The 20,860-nt window shown below is 58.9% G+C and carries 18 protein-coding genes; 15 read left to right on the top strand and 3 right to left on the bottom strand.

The window, feature by feature from the left end:
- Positions 1-30 precede the first annotated feature (30 nt).
- From galE to M5G20_RS06000, 3 genes are all read left to right on the top strand, one after another.
- Positions 31-1,086 carry a UDP-glucose 4-epimerase GalE gene (gene galE, locus M5G20_RS06010; RefSeq protein WP_273918354.1) on the top strand — a complete coding sequence of 352 codons (1,056 nt, stop codon included), beginning with the start codon at positions 31-33 and terminating at the stop codon, positions 1,084-1,086.
- Positions 1,083-2,555, top strand: coding sequence for a family 16 glycosylhydrolase (locus tag M5G20_RS06005; protein ID WP_273918353.1), 1,473 nt, complete (start codon positions 1,083-1,085; stop codon positions 2,553-2,555). The genes galE and M5G20_RS06005 overlap by 4 nt, the downstream gene beginning before the upstream one ends.
- Before the next feature lie 157 nt (positions 2,556-2,712).
- Positions 2,713-3,759: an acyltransferase family protein gene (locus tag M5G20_RS06000; protein ID WP_273918352.1), complete on the top strand. Its 1,047-nt coding sequence runs from the start codon at positions 2,713-2,715 to the stop codon at positions 3,757-3,759.
- Here the strand turns inward: M5G20_RS06000 and M5G20_RS05995 are convergent, their stop codons facing one another.
- A complete protein-coding gene (locus M5G20_RS05995) occupies positions 3,760-4,716 on the bottom strand; it encodes a helix-turn-helix domain-containing protein (RefSeq protein ID WP_273918351.1) in 957 nt (318 codons plus the stop codon).
- A 161-nt stretch (positions 4,717-4,877) separates the two neighbouring features.
- Here M5G20_RS05995 and M5G20_RS05990 point away from each other — a divergent pair, with 161 nt between their 5' ends.
- From M5G20_RS05990 to M5G20_RS05960, 7 genes are all read left to right on the top strand, one after another.
- Complete coding sequence (locus tag M5G20_RS05990; protein ID WP_273918350.1) at positions 4,878-6,236, top strand: glutamine synthetase family protein; 1,359 nt, start codon at positions 4,878-4,880, stop codon at positions 6,234-6,236.
- Between the two features lie 184 nt (positions 6,237-6,420).
- Entirely contained in the window at positions 6,421-7,509 is a 1,089-nt protein-coding gene (locus tag M5G20_RS05985) for a polyamine ABC transporter substrate-binding protein (RefSeq protein WP_273918349.1), read from the top strand.
- Positions 7,506-8,807: an NAD(P)/FAD-dependent oxidoreductase gene (locus M5G20_RS05980; RefSeq protein ID WP_273918348.1), complete on the top strand. Its 1,302-nt coding sequence runs from the start codon at positions 7,506-7,508 to the stop codon at positions 8,805-8,807. The genes M5G20_RS05985 and M5G20_RS05980 overlap by 4 nt, the downstream gene beginning before the upstream one ends.
- A gap of 272 nt (positions 8,808-9,079) precedes the next feature.
- On the top strand, positions 9,080-9,676 hold the full coding sequence (locus tag M5G20_RS05975) for a paraquat-inducible protein A (RefSeq protein WP_273918347.1): 597 nt from the start codon (positions 9,080-9,082) through the stop codon (positions 9,674-9,676).
- Positions 9,673-10,329, top strand: a complete 657-nt coding sequence (locus M5G20_RS05970; protein WP_273918346.1) for a paraquat-inducible protein A — start codon at positions 9,673-9,675, stop codon at positions 10,327-10,329. The genes M5G20_RS05975 and M5G20_RS05970 overlap by 4 nt, the downstream gene beginning before the upstream one ends.
- A complete protein-coding gene (locus M5G20_RS05965) occupies positions 10,310-11,986 on the top strand; it encodes a PqiB family protein (protein WP_273918345.1) in 1,677 nt (558 codons plus the stop codon). Before M5G20_RS05970 ends, M5G20_RS05965 begins: the two co-directional genes overlap by 20 nt.
- A gap of 17 nt (positions 11,987-12,003) precedes the next feature.
- A complete protein-coding gene (locus M5G20_RS05960) occupies positions 12,004-12,561 on the top strand; it encodes a PqiC family protein (protein WP_273918344.1) in 558 nt (185 codons plus the stop codon).
- Positions 12,562-12,640: 79 nt separating this feature from the next.
- On the opposite strand, the gene M5G20_RS05955 is transcribed toward M5G20_RS05960, so the two are convergent.
- A complete protein-coding gene (locus tag M5G20_RS05955) occupies positions 12,641-13,579 on the bottom strand; it encodes a site-specific integrase (protein ID WP_273918343.1) in 939 nt (312 codons plus the stop codon).
- A gap of 181 nt (positions 13,580-13,760) precedes the next feature.
- On the opposite strand from M5G20_RS05955, the gene M5G20_RS05950 reads away from it, so the two are divergent.
- Positions 13,761-15,137, top strand: coding sequence for a UDP-glucose dehydrogenase family protein (locus tag M5G20_RS05950; protein WP_273918342.1), 1,377 nt, complete (start codon positions 13,761-13,763; stop codon positions 15,135-15,137).
- Between the two features lie 208 nt (positions 15,138-15,345).
- Here M5G20_RS05950 and M5G20_RS05945 read toward each other — a convergent pair whose 3' ends face one another.
- Entirely contained in the window at positions 15,346-16,311 is a 966-nt protein-coding gene (locus M5G20_RS05945) for a LysR family transcriptional regulator (RefSeq protein ID WP_273918341.1), read from the bottom strand.
- 308 nt (positions 16,312-16,619) lie between these two features.
- On the opposite strand from M5G20_RS05945, the gene argH reads away from it, so the two are divergent.
- The 4 genes from argH to M5G20_RS05925 all read left to right on the top strand — a co-directional run bounded on the left by argH (position 16,620) and on the right by M5G20_RS05925 (position 20,715).
- A complete protein-coding gene (gene argH, locus M5G20_RS05940) occupies positions 16,620-18,047 on the top strand; it encodes an argininosuccinate lyase (protein WP_273918340.1) in 1,428 nt (475 codons plus the stop codon).
- Positions 18,048-18,197: 150 nt separating this feature from the next.
- A complete protein-coding gene (locus tag M5G20_RS05935) occupies positions 18,198-19,076 on the top strand; it encodes an amino acid ABC transporter permease (RefSeq protein WP_273918339.1) in 879 nt (292 codons plus the stop codon).
- Positions 19,077-19,086: 10 nt separating this feature from the next.
- The gene (locus M5G20_RS05930; RefSeq protein ID WP_273918338.1) at positions 19,087-19,851 is read left to right on the top strand and encodes an amino acid ABC transporter ATP-binding protein; all 765 of its coding nucleotides are present in this window, start codon (positions 19,087-19,089) and stop codon (positions 19,849-19,851) included.
- A 39-nt stretch (positions 19,852-19,890) separates the two neighbouring features.
- Positions 19,891-20,715, top strand: coding sequence for an ABC transporter substrate-binding protein (locus M5G20_RS05925; protein WP_273918337.1), 825 nt, complete (start codon positions 19,891-19,893; stop codon positions 20,713-20,715).
- Positions 20,716-20,860: the final 145 nt, after the last annotated feature.

Here is a 20,860-nt window from a genome sequence, read left to right as displayed (position 1 = left end):
ATTCAGTCCCTGAAACAGGAAGGCCTCACCATGCGCAAAACTACGTTGATTACTGGCGGGGCCGGCTACATCGGCTCTCATACCGCCGTGGCGCTCATCAATGCCGGACACCATGTGCTGGTGCTCGACAATCTGTGTAACAGCTCACGAGAGTGCATCTCGCGCCTGGAACAACTGACCCTGACCCGGGTGGCGTTCATCAAGGGCGATGTTCGTGATTCAAACTTGCTGGACGACATATTCAGACGCTATGACATCGATGCCGTGGTGCATTTTGCCAGCCTCAAATCCGTCGCAGAAAGCGTGCACACGCCTCTGGATTACTACGCCAACAATGTCTGCGGCACGCTTGAGCTGTGCCAGGCCATGGCGCGCAATAACGTGTTCCAACTGGTGTTCAGCTCATCGGCCACGGTGTACGGCGAACCTACACAGATACCCATTGCCGAAGAGGTCGGCACCGGCAAACCGACCACCCCCTATGGCCGCACCAAGCTCATGATCGAAGAGTTGCTCGCCGATCTGTGCCATTCCGATCCACGCTGGAGCATCGGGCTGTTGCGCTACTTCAACCCGATTGGCGCCCACGAAAGCGGGATGATCGGTGAAGACCCCAGGGGCCGTCCCAACAACCTGTTGCCGTGCCTGACGCAGGTCGCCATTGGCCGGATGCCTGAACTCACGGTGTACGGTAACGACTATCCCACCGTGGACGGGACCTGCGTGCGTGACTACATCCACGTGGTCGACCTTGCGATCGGCCACCTCAAGGCTCTTCAGGTGTTGCAGCACAACAGCGGCATCAATGTCTGGAACCTCGGCACCGGCACGGGCTACAGCGTGCTGCAAATCATCCAGAGTTTCGAGGACATCACGGGCATCACTATTCCCTACCACTTCGCGCCAAGACGCGAAGGTGACATCGCCCAATGCTGGGCCGACCCCGGCAAGGCTGGACGGGAGCTGAACTGGACCGCCCAACGGGATCTTCATCAGATGATCGTCGACACCTGGCGGTGGCAGTCGTGCAACCCGCAGGGTTATCAAGCTTCCTTCGAAATCCCCGCGCTGATCGCCGTCAAATGATCTTCAAAGGATCCCTGCTGACTCTGCTGCTGTCGGTGTCGATCGCCTGCAACGCGGCACAAGCGCCCGGTGTTCCCTCCACCGGGCTCGTGCTGTGGCTGGATGCGGCGGATGCGTCGACCATGACCCTGGATGCGCAAAACCATGTCCGGCGCTGGAACGATAAATCTGGAAAATCCAGTCACGCCACTGTCGACGATGGCGCCTCGCAGCCGCAGCGGATCGCCAACGCCCTGAATGGCCATTCGGTGGTGCGTTTCAGTGGCGTGTCGGGGTTGCTGGGTAAACCCATCCGCACTGCCAAAGGCCCTGTGACCGTATTGGTCGTGTCCCGTCGATTGTCCGGACAGCCTGACGTTGATCCCTGGCAACGCTTGTTCAGCTCACGCCCGCAAGCCGCCAACAACGATAACCTGTTGCCCAATTTCGCCATCAGCCTGCCACAAACCAGCGCGTATGCGCCGACCGTTTCCGTCCTGGAGCTTTACGACGTGCCGATTGGCCCGTATGCAGTCGGGCGCAATGCCCTGGGCAACGCCGAGAACTTTCGCGGCGACATCGCCGAAGTGCTGGTCTACGACCGCGCCTTTGCCTCCCTCGCGGAACGTCAGCAAGCCTTTCAGTACCTGGCGGAAAAATGGTCCGTTGCCATCCCCGAACTGGCCAATACCTGGACCCGGGTCGGACCACTGGGCCCATTGCCGAGCCGGTCGAATCGAGAGCTGCCGCTGTCCGACCAGGCCAATGCGGGGCAGTGGATGCTCAACCGGAAACTGTCCGACGACTTCAACGGCACCACCCTCGATCTCGAACGCTGGCACGTCAACAATGGCATTGGGAACGAGTCACTGGGACGCAAACCGGCGCTGTACACGCCGAACAATGTCATCGTCGAGAACGGCAACCTGAACATTATCTTTCGCAAGGAAACCTTGCCGCAGAAGTACGTCAAGCTCGGCTTCAAGGACTACACCTCAGCGATGGTGCGAACCAATGAACGCGGGTTCTACGGCTACTACGAAGTCCGCGCCAAACCCATGAACTCCGCAGGTTCCAGTGCATTCTGGCTGGCGTGGACAGGCATGGCGGACAATGCCACCGAAATCGACATCTTCGAAATCGCCGGCAAAACCAAAAACGGCGCGTTAGACCACTCGTACAACATGAATGCCCACCTGTGGGCCACGCCGCAAAGCAACGAGCACATTGAAAATGGCAGCATCTGGATCAGTCCATGGCGCCTGGCGGATGACTTCCATGTCTACGGCTTCGACTGGCAGCCCGACACACTGCGTTGGTACGTCGACGGGGTGCTGGTCAGGGAATCGAAGAACTCGCACTTCTTCTTCCCGATGGAGGTGAACCTCGACAGCGAGGCCATGTGGAAATGGTTTGGGGTGGTCGACGATGCCGACCTGCCCTCCACCTTTGAAGTCGACTACATGTACATGTGGCAACGCTCGCGCTAGCGCCACACCAGGCTGAGGCGTTCTCAGTCTTGATCCATTGCACCTTCAATTGAAGTCCATGAGGCTCGACGGCTGCTGCGCCGTGCGCCCTGGGTCACATTTCAATCGGCAAGGAGGTTCGTTCTCAAACCGCGCTAACACATCTGGAGCGCACTGCATGATTAAACGCCGGCTGAAAGAATTGGATTTGCTGCGCTTTGTTGCTGCTATCGCGGTAGTGTTCTTTCACTATGCATTTCGCGGGTATGCAAAAGGCGACATGTCCACAATGCCCTACCCACTATTGGCCGAGCCCGCCAAATACGGTTACTTGGGCGTCGAACTGTTTTTCATGATCAGCGGTTTTGTCATTCTGATGACCGCCTCGAGCAATAACCTCAAAGTGTTTTTCATATCCCGTATCGTTCGGCTCTGCCCTGCTTTCTGGGTGTGCTGCACGATCACGTTCCTGATGACGCTTGCGATTGGCCAGCCGAGATACACCGCTGACCTTTATCAATACGTAATAAACATGACCTTTTTAAGCGACTTGCTGGGCGTGCCGTCAATAGACGGCGTGTACTGGTCTCTGTTTGTAGAAATACAGTTTTATTTGATGATATCCATTGTGTTGGGCTTGAAGAAAATAGAAAAAATAGAGACCTATTTTGTGTACTGGCTAGTGATTTCTGCCACAGCGGAGATACTCACTGTCGAGAAGCTGCGCTCGATACTGATCACCGATTACGCCGCTTATTTTATAGCTGGCGCCACGTTCTACCTCATATGGGCCAAGGGCATCACGAGAACACGAGTGCTGCTGTTGGCGGGTGCCTGGGCACTGGCCAACTACACCGCCATTGCATGGGCCCAATTGCTCGAAAGCAAATATTCAACCGAATACAATCCACTCATTGTCTGCAGTTTGATCATGCTGTTTTTCATGACGTTCTTTTTGATCGCGACGAATAAAACCGGCGTCGTAGGGGCTTTGAACTGGACTGTATTAGGTGCGCTGACCTACCCGCTGTACCTGTTACACCAAATGATCGGCTTTATGATTTTCAACATTGCTTATCCGGTGATAAACCCGCACGTATTGCTGTGGAGCACCATCGCCGTGATGATAGGTCTGTCTTATCTCATCCACAAAGAGATCGAGACGCCCATGGCCAGGGTCATCAAAAAATTCCTCTCGATTTCCTTCACCCGTGTCAGAGGCTGATCAACGCATCAGTAACGACGCAACCTTCTCACGCCGCTGGCCACCAGGCTGCGCGGCGCTCGCCCGCTTCAGGGTATCGCTGGGCAACTCTTTGAACAGCGCGCGATAGCTGCTGGAAAACCTCCCCAAATGCCAGAACGACCAATGCATCGCCACTTCGGCGACGGTGGTTTGCGTTGGCGTGCGGCTGAGTAATTCGCGGCGGGCACTGTTCAGGCGGCGCAGGCGCAGCCATTGGGTCGGCGCCATCCCGGTGTAGGTCTTGAACGCATGCTGCAACTGGCGCAGTGAAACCCCGGCGACCAGCGACAGCTCCAACAGGTTCAGGTGTTCTTCCGGCGTATCCGCCGCCCACTCCCCCACTCGTTTCATGATCGCCCGTTCCCCGGCGCGGCGCTGCAGTGCGCCGTGGTCAAGGCAAACGCAAGCGTTGTCGAGAATGAACAGGCAGTCATCGAGCAATTGCTGAGTGAGCGCCTCCCGAGTCGGCGGATCGAACGTCTGCGACAGTCGCGTCAGCGTGCCGCTGAGCCAACGGCAGAACAACGCGTTCTGCTGCGAATTGAGCGGCGCCATGAACAGCCCTTCGAGCCGGGCGACATCGAGGCTGTTGCGCTGCACGAACTCCGGACCGAACACCACGGCGATTTCCTGGTAGTTCTCCGGGGTGATCCAGATGTTGCGGCTCTCGCCATTCAACACATACAGCGCGTTGTCGCTGCGATCGAAACAGAACGCCAGTGAACCCTGTGGTGCACTGAAATTCTGCTCGACGCGGGTATTCATGTGCTCTTCGTAAATCTCCACGCCCTGCAAATCCAGATAGCGCACCAGACCGGCGAAATGCCCTGGCGACATCTGTTGGTAATGCTGGGTCCAGCCCGGCGTGGCGCGGATTTGCTCGGCGACATCGGCGGTGCTGAACGCTTGAACCTGTAGTGAATTGCAGTGTGTCATGGGTGACCTTGCGCACTCTTTTGGTGCGCTTTGTGCTGCTTAAAGTGGATAGATGGAACCGCAAGGCTCGCCCAAGATAGACGTCAACGCGCTACAGGGGAAGTGTCCGGCGGATGAAACTGGCCTCTCCTGGCGTTAATAAAACCAATAACGAGGTCTTTATGAATGTCCCTTTCGATCAGCTGTTCACGTGGCTGAAAGATCACAAGATTACCGAAGTCGAGTGCGTCGTCAGCGACCTGACCGGCATTGCACGCGGCAAAATCGCACCCACCAACAAGTTCCTGCATGAGCGAGGCATGCGCCTGCCGGAAAGTGTGCTTTTGCAAACGGTAACCGGGGACTTTGTCGACGACGACATCTACTACGACCTGCTCGACCCCGCCGACATCGACATGGTCTGCAAGCCGGATGCCGATGCAGTCTACGTGGTGCCATGGGCCATCGAGCCAACCGCCATCGTGATCCACGACACCTTCGACAAGTTCGGCAACCCGATCGAACTGTCGCCGCGCAATGTGCTGAAAAAAGTGCTGCAGCTGTACACCGACAAAGGCTGGCGGCCGATTGTGGCGCCGGAAATGGAGTTCTACCTGACTCAGCGCTGCGAAGACCCGGACTTGCCGCTCAAGGCCCCGATGGGCCGTTCGGGCCGTGCTGAAAGCGGTCGTCAGTCGTTCTCGATCGATGCCGCCAACGAATTCGATCCGCTGTTCGAAGACGTCTACGACTGGTGCGAATTGCAGGGTCTGGACCTCGATACGCTGATCCACGAAGACGGCCCGGCGCAGATGGAAATCAACTTCCGCCATGGCAACGCACTGGACCTGGCCGACCAGATCACCGTGTTCAAACGCACCATGCGCGAAGCCGCGCTCAAGCACAACGTGGCGGCGACCTTCATGGCCAAACCGGTCGGCGACGAACCGGGCAGCGCCATGCACATTCACCAGAGCGTGGTGGACATCGCCACCGGCAAGCCGATCTTCGCCGATGAAAACGGCAACATGAGCGAGTTGTTCCTGCACCACATCGGTGGCTTGCAAAAGTACATCCCGAAAGTGCTGCCGATGTTCGCGCCGAACGTGAACTCGTTCCGCCGCTTCCTGCCGGACACTTCGGCACCGGTGAACGTCGAATGGGGCGAAGAAAACCGCACCGTCGGCCTGCGCGTACCGACCTCAAGCCCGGACGCCATGCGCGTGGAAAACCGCTTGCCGGGCGCCGACGCCAACCCGTACCTGGCCATCGCGGCCAGCCTGTTGTGCGGTTACCTCGGCATGGTCGAGCGTGTTGAACCGAGCGCCGCTGTCCAGGGCCGGGCTTATGAACGCCGCAACCTGCGCCTGCCGATCACCATCGAAGACGCCCTGACCAAAATGGAAGAGTGCGAAACCATCGGCCGTTACCTGGGCGACAAATTCGTGCGCGGCTACGTCGCGGTCAAACGTGCCGAGCACGAAAACTTCAAGCGGGTGATCAGCTCGTGGGAGCGTGAGTTCCTGATGCTCAGCGTCTAAAGCGTGCACTCCCCAGGGGATCACACATTCCCTGTGGGAGCGGGCTTGCCCGCGATGAGGCCGGTACATTCAAACACCCTCTTTGACTGACAGGCCGCCATCGCGGGCAAGCCCGCTCCCACAGGGATAGCGAACACCAAAGAATCACCTGAAAAAAATCCAATAATTCCAAGAAGGTATCGATATGCGTCTATTGAAATCCGTGGCCCCGGTCGCGCTGGCGGTCCTGTTCAGCGCCGTTGCCCAGGCTCAGCCCCAGGTCAGCGTCTACAACTGGACCGACTACATCGGCGATACCACCCTCGCCGACTTCCAGGCCAAAACCGGGATCAAGGTCATCTATGACGTATTCGATTCCAACGAAACCCTGGAAGGCAAACTGCTCGCCGGCCGCACCGGCTATGACGTGGTCGTGCCGTCCAACCACTTCCTCGCTCGCCAGATCAAGGCCGGCGCGTTCCTGAAACTGGACCGCGAGCAACTGCCGAACTACAAGAACCTCGACCCGAAACTCCTGACGCTGCTGGAGAAAAACGATCCGGGCAACGAGCACTCGGTGCCGTACCTGTGGGGCACCAACGGCATCGGCTACAACGTTGAAAAGGTCAAGCAAGTGCTGGGCATCGACCACATCGATTCCTGGGCCGTGTTGTTCGAGCCGGAAAACATCAAGAAGCTCAGCGCGTGCGGCGTGTCGATGATGGATTCGGCGGATGAAGTGTTCCCCGCCGTGCTGAACTACATGGGCATGGACCCGCGCAGCGAGAAACCTGAAGACTTCAAAAAGGCCGAAGCCAAGCTGTTGAGCATCCGCCCGTACATCACCTATTTCCACTCGTCCAAATACGTTTCGGACCTGGCCAACGGCGACATCTGTGTAGCCTTCGGTTACTCGGGTGATGTGTTCCAGGCCGCCAACCGCGCCAAGGAAGCCGGCAACGGCGTGAACATCGCCTACGCCATTCCCAAGGAAGGCGCCAACCTGTGGTTCGACCTGCTGGCGATTCCAGCCGATGCCAGCAACCCGAAAGAAGCCCACGCCTTCATCAATTACCTGCTCGACCCGCAAGTGATCGCCAAGGTCAGCGCGTCGGTCGGTTACGCCAACCCGAACCCGGCCGCCAAGCAGTACATGGACCCGGAACTGGTCAACAATCCCGAGGTTTACCCGCCGCAGGATGTGCTCGACAAACTCTACATCTCCACCACTCCGCCCCAGTCGATCATGCGTTTGATGACCCGTTCCTGGAGCAAAGTGAAGTCCAACCAATGAACCAGTACACCCAGGAACACACGCGCTCGTATTACGCCGCTTCGGCTCATGGCATGGCCAACCGTCCTGAACTGACGTCTGACCTGGTCGCCGACGTTTGTGTGATTGGCGGTGGGTTCACCGGTATCAACACCGCCATCGAACTGGCCCAGCGCGGGCTCTCGGTGATTGTGCTGGAGGCCCGGCGGATCGGCTGGGGTGCCAGCGGACGCAACGGCGGGCAACTGATCCGCGGCATCGGCCATGACGTCAGTGGCTTCGCCAGGCATATCGGTGCCGAAGGCGTGCGTTATCTGGAGCACGCCGGAACGGAGTCTGTGCAAGTGGTGGGCAATCGCATCCGTGAACACGGCATCGATTGCGACCTGCGCTGGGGATTCTGCGAGTTGGCCAACACCCCGGCGCACTTCGCCGGGTTGAAGGCGGAGTATGCAGAACTCCAGGAGGCGGGTTACGCCCACGAAACCCGCCTGATCGAGCCAGAGCAGATTCGTCAGCAGGTGGTGAATTCAGGCGTGTATGCCGGCGGATTGCTCGACATGGGTTCAGGTCATCTGCACCCGATGAATCTGGTGCTGGGTGAAGCGCAGCTCGCGCAATCCCTTGGCGTGCAAATCTTCGAGCAGAGCCCGGTGCTGGAGCTGATCCACGGCAGTACCGTGCAGGTGCGTTGTGCCGGGGGCACGGTTCGCGCCGGCAGTCTGGTGCTGGCCTGTAATGCGCACCTGGAAGAACTCGAACTGAAACTCAGCGGCAAAGTGCTTCCGGCCGGCAGCTACATCATCGCCACCGAACCCTTGTCGGAAGACGCGGCCCGGCAATTGATCCCGCAGAACCTGGCGCTGTGCGACCAGAAAGTCGGCCTGGATTACTACCGGCTCTCGGCAGACCGGCGCTTGCTGTTCGGCGGCGCCTGCCATTATTCCGGGCGCGATCCGGCGGACATCGCCGCTTACATGCGTCCGCAGATGCTCAAGGTCTTCCCGCAACTGGCGCACGCGCGCATCGATTACCAGTGGGGTGGCATGATCGGCATCACCGCCAATCGCTTCCCGCAGGTCGGGCGTTTGAGCCAGCACCCGAACGTGTTCTACGCCCAGGGTTATTCCGGTCATGGCCTGAACGTCACCCACTGGTGCGCCAGGCTGCTGGGCGAGGCGATTCATGTCGGCCACAGCAAAGGCTTCGACGTGTTCAGCGCCGTGCCGCACATGACCTTCCCCGGCGGCCGCGTCCTGCGCTCGCCACTGCTGGCCCTTGGCATGCTGTGGTATCGGATGCGGGAAATGCTCGGCTAGGTTGGGCAGTCATCCTCGTACAAAAGACTGTGGCGAGGGAGCTTGCTCCCGCTCGAGTGCGCAGCACTCGCAAAAAAGGCAATTGTTGCCGGATAGTTTGGGGCCGCTCCGCGACCCAGCGCGAGCAAGCTCGCTCGCCACACATTCTCCCGCTTGTCCTACCCTTCCTGCGCTGTACATCCCATGGTTTCGCCTTTCGATTTGCTCAATTGCGAGTCGCTTCTATATTGAGGAGGTGCTCATCCTTTTCTGCCCTCTGTCGAGTCTGGCCCATGGCATCTACTGATCAACTGATCATTTGCGAGCACTGTGATTGCGTGTACGAAAAAGTGACGCTCGCCAAACATCAGAAAACCCTGTGCACGCGCTGCGGTGGCGTGCTCCAGCGCTATAACGGCCTCACGGTCGAACAACGCCTTGCGTTGACATTCACCGCGTTGATGCTGTGGATCTTTGCCAATTTCTATCCGGTCATGAGCATCAGCCTCAAAGGCCTGAAAAACAGCGCAACGCTCTGGGATTCGGTGCTGGCGTTGAGTCTGGGCCCCATCACCTTCATCGCCTTGGTGGCGGCGATCGCCATGATCATCGCGCCCATTATCCAGTTGCTGCTGCTGATCTGGGTCTTGAGCTTCGCGCTCGGCAACAAACGCTCGCCCGCCTTCAAATTCTGCATGCGCTGGCTGGAAACCCTCCGGCCCTGGAGCATGCTGGAAGTGTGTCTGTTGGGGGCCATGGTGGCGGTGATCAAACTCGCCGGGCTGCTGGACGTGCTGCCGGGCATCGGCTTGTTCGCCCTGGCCATCCTCAGCCTGATGATGATCCGCATTGCCGGCCGCGATATCCGCGAACTATGGGCCATTCAATGACTACGCCCCCGGTCGCCGACGATCTCAATCTATGCCTGTGCCACACCTGCGGCCTGGCTTGCGATATGACCCATCAACCCCACGAATGCGAACGTTGCGGGGCCCCGCTGCATCGACGCAAAACCAACTCGTTGACCCGAACCTGGGCCTTCATGATTGCGGCCCTGGTGTTTTACATCCCGGCTAATCTGTTGCCGGTGATGAACACCAAAATGGTCGGCAGCGGCGCCGACAGTACGATCATGAGCGGCGTGCTGGAGTTCTGGGAAGCTGGCGCCTGGGACATCGCCTTGATCATTTTCATCGCCAGTATTGCGGTGCCGGGCGTCAAGTTCGTGGCGATCACAATGCTGCTGGTCACCGTGCAGCGTGACAGCGCGTGGGCACGCAAGGAGCGCTCACAGCTGTACCGCTTCGTCGAGGTGATCGGTTACTGGTCGATGCTCGATGTCATCGTGGTCGCGCTGGTGGCCTCGCTGGTGAAGTTTCAAGCCCTGGCCGACATCGAGCCGCGCCCGGGCATTCTATTTTTTGGTCTGGTGGTGGTGTTTACCATGCTGTCGGCGATGAGTTTCGACCCGCGGTTGATTTGGGATAAAGAACGGGAAGTTCCGCATAATCAGGAGGTCACGGATGCAGTCGCAAACCACTAACGAACCACGTGCCCCGGGGCAGGCCCCGATCAAGACCCGGCGGTTCAGCATTTCGCTGGTGTGGATTGTGCCGATCGTCGCGGTGCTGGTGGGGATTTCACTGGTGGTGCACAGCATCATGCAGGAAGGGCCGACCATCGTCGTCACCTTCAAGACCGGCAACGGCCTGACGGCGAACAAAACCGAGGTCAAGTACCGCAACGTGGTGATCGGGCATGTTTCGGACGTGGCGCTGAGCGACGATCAGAAGAGCGTCAATGCCACGATAAAACTGGTGAAACAGGCTGAAAGCTTTACCCGTAAAGACTCGCAGTTCTGGGTGGTGAGACCACGGATCGGGGCTGGCGGGGTGTCGGGTATCGATACGCTGCTGTCAGGCGATTACATCGGCGCTGATATCGGCCAGGACAATGCTCGCGCCAAGCACTTCAATGGTCTGGAAAACCCGCCAGCCATCACTTATGGCGAGCCGGGCAAACGCTTCACCCTGCATACCCAGGACCTGGGGTCGCTGGATATCGGTTCCCCGGTGTATTTCCGCAAGATTCCGGTCGGCCAGGTGGTGGCCTATGAGCTGGACCCGGACGGCAAAGGCGTCAACATCGAACTGTTCATCCATGCGCCCAACGATCAATACGTCACCGAAAACACCCGGTTCTGGAATGCCAGCGGGATTGACGTGAACGTCGGGGCCAACGGCTTTGCGGTCAAGACCGAATCCCTGTCCTCGATCCTGGTAGGCGGCATTGCCTTCCGTGCGCCGGAATACAGCCCCAACGACAAGCCGGCACCCGAGGAATACGCCTACGAACTGTTCGACGACCAGCAAACCGCCCTTGCCCCGCCCAGTGGCAAGCCGCAATATCTGGCCCTACGCTTCGATCAGGCACTGCGCGGGCTCAAGGTCGATGCCCCGGTAGAGTTTCTCGGGGTGGAAATCGGCAAGGTGGTGTCGATCAACCTCGACTTCGATGCGAAAAAACGCAGCTTTCCGCTCAACGTCGGCATCGTTATCTACCCGCAGCGCCTGGGTCAGGCTCACATAAAAATGCTCGCCGCGCTCAACCATGACCCCAATGATGAAGCCGCAGGTGTGCGCTTGATGGGCACCTTCATCGAAAACGGCCTGCGAGCCCAGGCCCGCACCGGCAACCTGTTGACCGGCCAGCTCTACATCTCCATGGATTTCTACCCCAAGGCCGAGAAAGTCGCCTTCGATGCTACGGCTCGCCCGGTCATGATTCCGACCGTTCCGGGTAGCCTGGAGCAGTTGCAGGAAAAACTCGAAGCCATGGTCGACAAAATCAACAAACTGCCGGTGGAGCGGATTGCCGGCAATCTGGATGGCAACCTCGTCGAGATGCGCAAAGCCCTGAGCCAATTCAACAGCAAGACACTGCCCGGCGTACAAACCACCCTGTCGAACGTGAGCAAGACGCTGGAATCGGCCGACACCACGCTGAAATCGGCCAACTCAACCCTGGCCGAAGATTCGCCACAACGCGAGCAGCTGGGGCAAACCCTGGACGAGCTCGGGCGCACGTCGCGGTCCTTGCGTGATCTCGCTGATTACCTGGGCCGCCATCCGGAATCGTTGATTCGCGGCCGCCCCAAAAATGCTGCGCCCATGGATCTGCAAGGGCCGCCGAGCAAATGACTACAGGAGTAACACCCATGGCTTTTCCATTGAAGTTGACTCTGGTCGCCACGTTGTCTCTGCTCGCCGCCTGCCGCAGCGATCCGATTGAGTTTCACACCTTGACGCCCGCGCAGTTGCCGGGAAATACCAAGGCCGCGACGGATATCCAGATCGAAGGCCTCACGGTCCCACCGCAGGTCGATCGACCGCAAATCGTGGTGCGCGAGGGCAACACCGGCATGGCCATCCTCGAAACCCAATGGTGGGGCGCCAGTCTCGTGGATGAACTGCGCAGTGCCCTGACCGACCAGATGGTCAACGGCAACCCCAATCGCAAAGTCTCGGTACGGCTCGAGGTGCAGCGCTTCGACTCGATCCCGGGCCAATACGGGCTGATCGATGTGAAATGGCGCCTGCGGGGCGCCAGCGGCGACGAAGACTCACTGCTGTCCTGCCGCAGTGCGTTGCAGACCCCTTCGGGGCCATCCATCGACGAACTGGTGGCGGCTCAGCAAAACAACGTCAGGCGCCTGGCCGAGGTGATCAGCCAGGCAGCCAATAGCGCGCAAAAAGGTTGCCCGTCGACCCGATGAATCGACGAATGCTGTACATGTCTCGACCATCGGCCATGCTCATGTATTGAGCTGAGGGCTTGCGTATTGCGCTGAAGGCTCAGAGATCAAAGCGGTCAACCGCCCTGCGCCGCTCGTTATCATCGCGCACGTCGTAGTTGGCGGTGGTCTGGATGTTGCTGTGATGGGCAAGCTTCTGAGCGATCGACAGATCGTGTTCTTCAATCACCCGGGTAATGAACGAGCGGCGAAAATCATGGGGCATGATTTTCACCCCGACCTGCGTTCCCCGCTGCCGGGCAATGTAGTAAATCGCATGCTTGGTGATGCGCTCGCGGGTGATATGGCTGCCGCGCCGGATGCGATTGAACAGGAACGGGTCATCCTCTTCGCCTTCCTTGAGCATCGAACGCCGCAGTTCCAGCCACGCGTCCAGCTTGGCAAAAGCCCAGGCCGGAGCGTACTTGATCAATTGTTTGTTGCCCTTGGCGGTCACCCGCAGGCTGCGCTCGGCGAAGTCGACCTGGTTCAGGTCGAGGTTGACCGACTCTGACTTGCGCATGCCCGAACCATACAAAATCCCGATGATCGCCGCGTCCCGCAGGCCCTGCGGACGGGGATCGGCGGCGCAGACTTCCATCAGTTCCTGAATCAGCGTGCGCCGCAGGTTGCGGCCCTGGGACAGACGCGTGCCGGCAATGCCCTTGACCGAACGCATTTTCAGCAGATGCTCCTGACTGATCAGGCTCATGCGCCACGCTTCGTTCATCACCCCGCGCACGGCGTTGACGTACAGCGACGAGGTGTTTGGCGCATAACCATCGGTGCGCAATGTGGCGACCAGGGCGATCACGTCTTCGGGTTGCAGGTTATGCCAGGGAATCTCCTCGATGTTCACTTCGTCGAAGCCCAGGCGATCGGCAGCGTCCTGCAGCACATAGCGCATGGTCAGTTGGCTGGAGGGCGCCAAACGCGCCAGATAGACGGTCAGCGGGTTGGTCTTGGGAGTACTTGAATCAGCAACAGGTAAGTCAGTCAAACGAAACGGCCTTGAAAAAAGAAGTCGCAACAAGCGGTGAGCAAGCAAAGATGGCCGTTACGCTGCCGGTCATGGCCGATAAAGTCAAATTACGCCGACAAGGGCCAACGGCCAGGCAATAGATGAATTGAAACATGGCGATGCAATGCTGTTTGCGAGTCGATCGCGGCAGGAGCAAGCCATGAAAATCAGTGTATTTGGTAGCGGTTACGTAGGCCTGGTACAAGCAGCCGTTCTGGCTGAAGTCGGCCATGACGTAGTGTGCATGGACATTGACCAGAAAAAAGTCGAGTTGCTGCAACAAGGGCACGTGAGCATTTTCGAGCCCGGGCTGGCCAGCCTGGTGCGCGAAAGCATCGACGCCAGACGCTTGCAGTTCACCACCGATGAAAAACTCGCCGTGCAACATGGCCAGGTGCTGTTCATCGCCGTGGGCACGCCGTCCCGGGAGGACGGTTCGGCAGATTTGCGCTACGTCATGTCGGTGGGCGACGCCGTGGCGCGTCATCGCGAGCAACCGGTGATTCTTGTGGAGAAATCCACGGTGCCGGTGGGCACCGGCGACAGTTTGCGCGCGCACATCGACAAATGCCTGATCAAGGTCGGGCGCTTGCTGCAGTTCGATATCGTCTCCAACCCCGAGTTTCTCAAGGAAGGCTCCGCCGTGGCGGATTGCCGGCGCCCGGACCGCATCATCATCGGTTGCGAACGCGATGAGGTGCGCGAGGTGATGCGTGACCTGTACTCACCGTTCAATCGCAATCATGACCGCATCATGTTCATGGACCTGCGCAGCGCCGAGCTGACCAAGTACGCCGCCAACTGCATGCTGGCGACCAAGATCAGCTTCATCAACCAGATCGCCGAACTCGCCGAACACCTGGGTGCGGACATCGAATCCGTGCGCCTGGGCATCGGTGCCGATTCGCGCATCGGCTACCACTTCATCTACCCGGGCTGCGGTTATGGCGGCTCGTGTTTTCCCAAGGATATGCGCGCGCTGATCCACAGCGCGGAGCAAGCCCACTGCTCCAGCGATCTGCTGCAAGCGGTAGAAGCAATCAATCAGCGGCAGAAACACAAGCTGTTCGAGCGCATCAAGGCTTACTACAAAGGTGATTTGCGCGGCAGGACGTTTGCCGTATGGGGGCTTGCGTTCAAACCCAACACCGACGACATGCGCGATGCTCCAAGCCGTGTATTGCTCGAATCGCTATGGGCGGCAGGCGCCAACGTACGGGCCTTCGACCCGGAAGCGATGCAGCAAACCCAGCAGCTGTATCCCGACGAAAGCCAGTTGATGCTGATGGGGACGCCGGAATCGGTATTGAACGGCGCGGACGCGTTGATCATCTGCACCGAATGGCAACAGTTCAAGGCGCCAGACTTTGATCTGATTCGCCAACGACTCAATGCACCGGTGATCTTCGACGGCCGCAATCTGTATGACGCCGAACGGTTGGCCCGCAATGGTTTCATGTACTTCCCGATGGGCCGGGGCGAGTCGCGAAAGTTGCCAATTCCATTGCAACGCTGGCCAGCAGTGTCGGTGGCTTGAGGACACTGTTAGCGACAACTGAAACGATTTTGCAAGTTACTGTTTGCTTTATGTGTAATTTTATTCAACGGCCACTAACACCCATGCATCAAATGCAAATCCTGTGGGAGCCAGCTTGCCCGCGATAGCGATTGAACTGCCAACATCCAGGATGAAGCGGATGACGCCTTCGCGGGCAAGCCCTCTCCCACAGGAACCTCGTCAGCCATCAAACCGCAGCTTTCAAATCAACGCCCAGCGCCTGTGCAAATGCCTTCACCAGCGGACTGCGGACGGTGTTGTGGCGCAGGATCAGATTGAACGGTGTGACGATGTGGATCATCTGCGGACGAATCGCACGAAACTCTCCATTAGCGACCATCGGCGCAGCGTAATGCCGGGGCAGGAAGCCCACGAAACGGCCGGTCTTGATCAACAGCGCCACAGCTTCCACCTGGGTGGCTGACGCAGAAAAACTATCGTAGTGGGCAAAATTCAGTTTGTCTCGATGGATCGCGTACCTGTGGTTGACGCACTCGTAATCCTTGAGCACGTTGTCGTCAATTTCCGCATCCGCCCTGTCGAACAAGGGGTGACCGACCGCACAATAAACTTCCGAGCGCTCCTGATATAACGGGTAATAATCAAACTCTTCGCGTTTTTGATAAACAGGGACAATACCCGCCACCAAACGCCCCTCTACGACACCTCGTTCAACTTCATCAAGCTGTGTCGCCTGAAGTTGAAATCGCACCTTGGGTGACTGTTCGTTTATCCGTCTAAGCGCAGCAACTAACGGCGAATTATCATCGCCGATTGTATTATCAATAACCCCCACACCAAGATCTCCGATCAGTTCGTTCTGTGCAGAACTAAGCCGATCACGAAAGTTATCGACCGACGCAAACAAGTCAATGGACGCCTGATACACCAGACGTCCCTCTTCGGTCAGGTGAAAGCCCTCTCGCCCTCGCGTGCACAAGCGCATTCCGATACGGATCTCGAGGTCGGAAATCTGTTTGCTGATCGCTGCCAGCCCCACATTCAGCTCGTTTTGCGCAGCACTGAAACCGCCAGCTTCGACCACTGCCTTGAACACCTTGAGCAATTTGAAGTCCAGCCCACTCAGGGCCAAAGGTGCCCGTTGCAGCGTCTTCGGCGCCGGGTTTCCGGAATTGGAAAGTGGGGTTTCCATAATGCTTATTTACCTCTGTCGCCGTATTCAACACTCTGTGCCCAACAACAAAAACATAGCTGGCCTAATAATAATGAACACAGAAAACCAGGCTTGGCAACCGCCAAAAAATACCGAACATCAGTACCAACTCACTGATCTCGAAACATTAAAAGCTGACAGTTCGATCAGCTCTCGCATCGAAGCAACTGCGTTTATCCCCTGCCCTTGAATTTTGATTAGGCCTGATTCCGCCCGGAAGATTTTCGGCAGATGGATCAGGTCTGGCACACCGATTTCAGTTCGCGTTACCGACGAGGAAAACAACAATGTCTCAAGCTACAGACCGTCTCTGGGGTGCTCGTTTCAAAAGCGGTCCGTCCGAAGCCCTGGCCGCCCTCTCCCGTTGCCCCGAGCGCTATTTCCGCCTCACCCCGTATGACCTCGCCGGTTCCAAGGCCCATGCCCGGGAACTGCAGCGCGCCGGGTTGCTGAGCGAACAAGAAACCCAGACCATGCTTGATGCCCTGGAGCGTATAGGCGCTGACTTCCGCGCCGGCAGCATTGCGCCGACCCTGGACGACGAAGACGTCCACACCTTCATCGAACGCCTGCTGACCGAACGCCTCGGCGCGCTTGGCGGCAAGCTGCGGGCCGGCCGCTCGCGCAACGACCAGACCGCCAACGACCTGCGTCTGTTTTTGCGCGATCACGTGCGCACCCTCGCCGTTGAAGTACTGGCCTTGCAACAGGCGCTGGTGGATCAGGCCGAGCAACACATCGAGAGCATCTGCCCAGGTTTCACCCACCTGCAGCAGGCGCAGCCGATCGTCTTCGCGCATCACTTGCTGGCCCACTCGCAATCGATGCTGCGTGACGTACAACGCTTGGTGGATTGGGACGCGCGCACCTCGCTGTCGCCTCTCGGCGCTGCCGCCATGGCCGGTTCGGCCATCGCTCGCCTGCCGCAGCAATCGGCGAAAGAAATGGGTTACAGCGGGGTTTGCGAAAACTCCATCGACGCCGTGGCCAGCCGGGATCACGTCGCTGAATTCCTGTTCATCGCCAGCATGCTCGGTATCAATATCTCGCGCCTGGCCGAAGAGTTCTGCCTGTGGTCGTCACGGCAATTCCGATGGGTCGCGCTGGACGATGCCTACGCCACCGGCAGTTCGATCATGCCGCAGAAGAAAAACCCGGACATCGCCGAACTGGCCCGTGGCAAGGCCGGTCGCCTGATCGGCAACCTGACCGGTCTGCTGTCGACGCTGAAGTCCTTGCCGCTGTCCTACAACCGCGACTTGAGCGAAGACAAGAACGGCGTACTCGACAGCGTCGACACCCTGTTGCTGGTGTTGCCGGCGATGGCCGGGATGGTCGCGACCATGAAGGTCAACGTTGAAGAGCTACGGCGTCAGGCGCCACTGGGCTTCACCCTCGCCACCGAAGTGGCCGACTGGCTGGCGGTACGCGGCGTGCCGTTCAAGGAAGCCCACGAGATCACCGGGGCGCTGGTTCAGGCCTGTGAGAAACACGACATTGAACTGTGGGAAGCCTCGCCGGCGCTGCTGGCCGAAATCGACCCACGGCTGACCCCGGAAGTGCGTGACAGCCTGACGCTGGAAGCCGCCATCGCTGCTCGCAGTGGTTGGGGCGGTACCGCGCCGCAACAGGTGCGCGAGCAGATCGGCCGCCTGAAAACCGCCCTCGCCGCCCAGCAGCAATGGACCGAGGACTATCAGGGCTTCCGCCTCTAACGGCCACGACACATACCCCTGCAGGAGCCGGCTTGCCGGCGATGGCGTACAACCAGCCGATATTGAAGCGGGATGACCCACCGCAATCGCTGGTAAGCCGGCGCCTACAGGGACCGTGTTGGATTTGAAAGAACAGTACGGAGAACCACCATGAGCCAGACACAGGCAGAACGACTCCAGGCGGAGCGCAAACTGGCGGAAAACCAGTTTGATATCACCCAGTACGACCATGTGCCACGGCGCTATTACGGGCGGATTTTCTTCGCCACGGTGATCGTCATCGCCATTATCGGCCTGGTGCGCGCCTTCGCCGAAGGCAAGATCGAATGGTCGTACATCGGCCAGTTCCTCACGTCCCAGGCGATCATGTGGGGGTTGCTCAACACCGTCGTCATGGCCGTGCTGGCCATGGCCCTGGGCATCGTGTTCGGGGTGATCACCGCGATCATGCGCATGTCGGCCAACCCGATCCTGCGCTACGTGGCCGTGACCTACACCTGGCTGTTTCGCGGCACGCCGCTGATCCTGCAACTGCTGTTGTGGTTCAACCTGGCGCTGATTTTTCCCACCATCGGCATTCCGGGCTTGTTCGAAATCGACACCGTGAGCCTGATGACGCCGTTCGTGGCCGCCCTGCTCGGCTTGAGCATCAACCAGGGTGCCTACACCGCCGAAGTGGTGCGCGCCGGCCTGCTGTCGGTGGACACCGGCCAGTACGAAGCGGCCAAATCGATTGGCATGCCCCGCCTGCAAGCGCTGCGCCGGATCATCCTGCCACAGGCCATGCGCATCATCATTCCGCCAGTGGGCAACGAGTTCATCGGCATGGTGAAAATGACCTCGCTGGCGAGCGTCATCCAGTACTCGGAGCTGCTCTACAACGCGCAGAACATCTACTACGCCAACGCCCGCGTGATGGAGCTTTTGATCGTGGCCGGTATCTGGTACCTGGCCACCGTCACCGTCCTGTCCTTTGGTCAGAGCCGTCTGGAGCGTCGTTTCGCTCGCGGCGCCGGCAAGCGTTCTTGAGGAGCCCCACATGAGAAGCATCGTCAAAGCCGTGAGCCTGAACAAATACTACGACCAGTACCACGCGCTCAAAGACATCAACATCGAAGTCGAGCAAGGCGAAGTGCTGTGCATCATCGGCCCGTCCGGCTCCGGCAAGAGCACCTTGCTGCGCTGCGTCAACCAGCTGGAAAAGATCGACAAGGGCGGCCTCTGGGTCGACGGCGAACTGGTGGGTTACCGCATCGTCGGCAACAAACTGCACGAGCTCAACGAAACGCAGATCGCCCGCCAGCGCCTGTCCACCGGCATGGTGTTCCAGCGCTTCAACCTGTTCCCGCACATGACTGTGCTGCAAAACATCATCGAAGGGCCGTGCCAGGTGCTCAAGCGTTCTCCCAAGGAAGCGCACGAAGAAGCCCTGGAATTGCTCGCCCGCGTCGGCCTGGCCGACAAACTCAACAGCTACCCGATCGAACTTTCGGGTGGACAGCAACAACGCGTGGCCATTGCGCGTGCATTGGCCATGCGTCCCAAGCTGATGTTGTTCGATGAACCCACTTCGGCACTCGACCCGGAACTGGTCGGTGAGGTGCTGTCGGTGATGCGCGATCTCGCGCAAACCGGCATGACCATGATCGTCGTCACCCATGAACTGGGCTTCGCTCGCGAGGTTTCCAACCGCATGGTGTTCATGGACGGCGGGCAGATCGTGGAGGCTGGAAGCCCCGAAGAAATACTAATAAGTCCGCAAAACCCGCGCACCCAAAGCTTCATTTCTGCCGTTCGAACCTAAGCGTCCCTTGACGCTCACAACACTCATAAGAGAACGACCATGAAGAATTTCGTTATCCCGGCAGTACTCGCAGGCGTTATGGCATCCGGTTTCAGCTTCGCTGCCCAGTTGCCGGCCAGCATCAAGGACAAGGGCGAGATCGTTGTTGCGATCATGCCGAATTACCCGCCGATGGATTTCAAGGACCCGGCCACCAACACCCTTACCGGCCTCGACTATGACCTGGGCAACGCCCTGGCCGAGCGTCTGGGGGTGAAGATCAAATGGCAGGAAACCGGCTTCGAACAAATGATCAACGCCCTGACCACCGACCGCGTGGACATGGTGCTGTCGGGCATGACTGACACCGCCGAGCGTCAGGCCAGCGTGACCTTTGTCGATTACTTCACCAGCGGTCCACAGTTCTACACCTTGCAGAAAAACAAGGACACCAACGAAATCGTCGACCTGTGCGGCAAGAAAGTCGGCACCAGTCGCCGCACCACCTTCCCGTCGGAAATCGCCGAGTGGAGCAAGGCCAACTGCGAAGCCGCTGGCAAGCCGGCGATCAACGTCATCGGCACCGAAGGCTCCGCCGACGCCCGCGCGCAACTGCGCCAGAGCCGTATCGACGCGGCCATGCAGGGCAGCGAAACCCTGTCCTACCTCAAGACGCAGGAAAAGGACATGTACAAAACCGTCGGCCTGCCGATTTCCGAGCAGTTCACCGGGATGGGCGTGAGCAAGAAAAAGCCTGAGCTGAGCGAAGCGGTGAAGGTCGCGCTGCAAAGCATGATCGACGACGGTAGCTACCAGGCGATCCTGAAAAAGTGGGACCTGGAACTGGGTGCGATCAAGACCGCGACCATCAACGCCGGGAAGTAATCGCGCAGGCGCCCCGAATCCAATGTGGGAGCGAGCCTGCTCGCGATTGCGGTGTGTCAGGCAACCAGGATGTTGACTGGCCCGGCCTCATCGCGAGCAGGCTCGCTCCCACAGGAATCGGGTGTTTACTTGAAGATAACTGGAG

Origin of the sequence: Pseudomonas sp. TNT2022 ID1044 (assembly GCF_028656895.1) — a bacterium.
Classification (GTDB): domain Bacteria; phylum Pseudomonadota; class Gammaproteobacteria; order Pseudomonadales; family Pseudomonadaceae; genus Aquipseudomonas; species Aquipseudomonas reinekei.
This window is presented reverse-complemented; position numbering and strand designations above follow the sequence as displayed.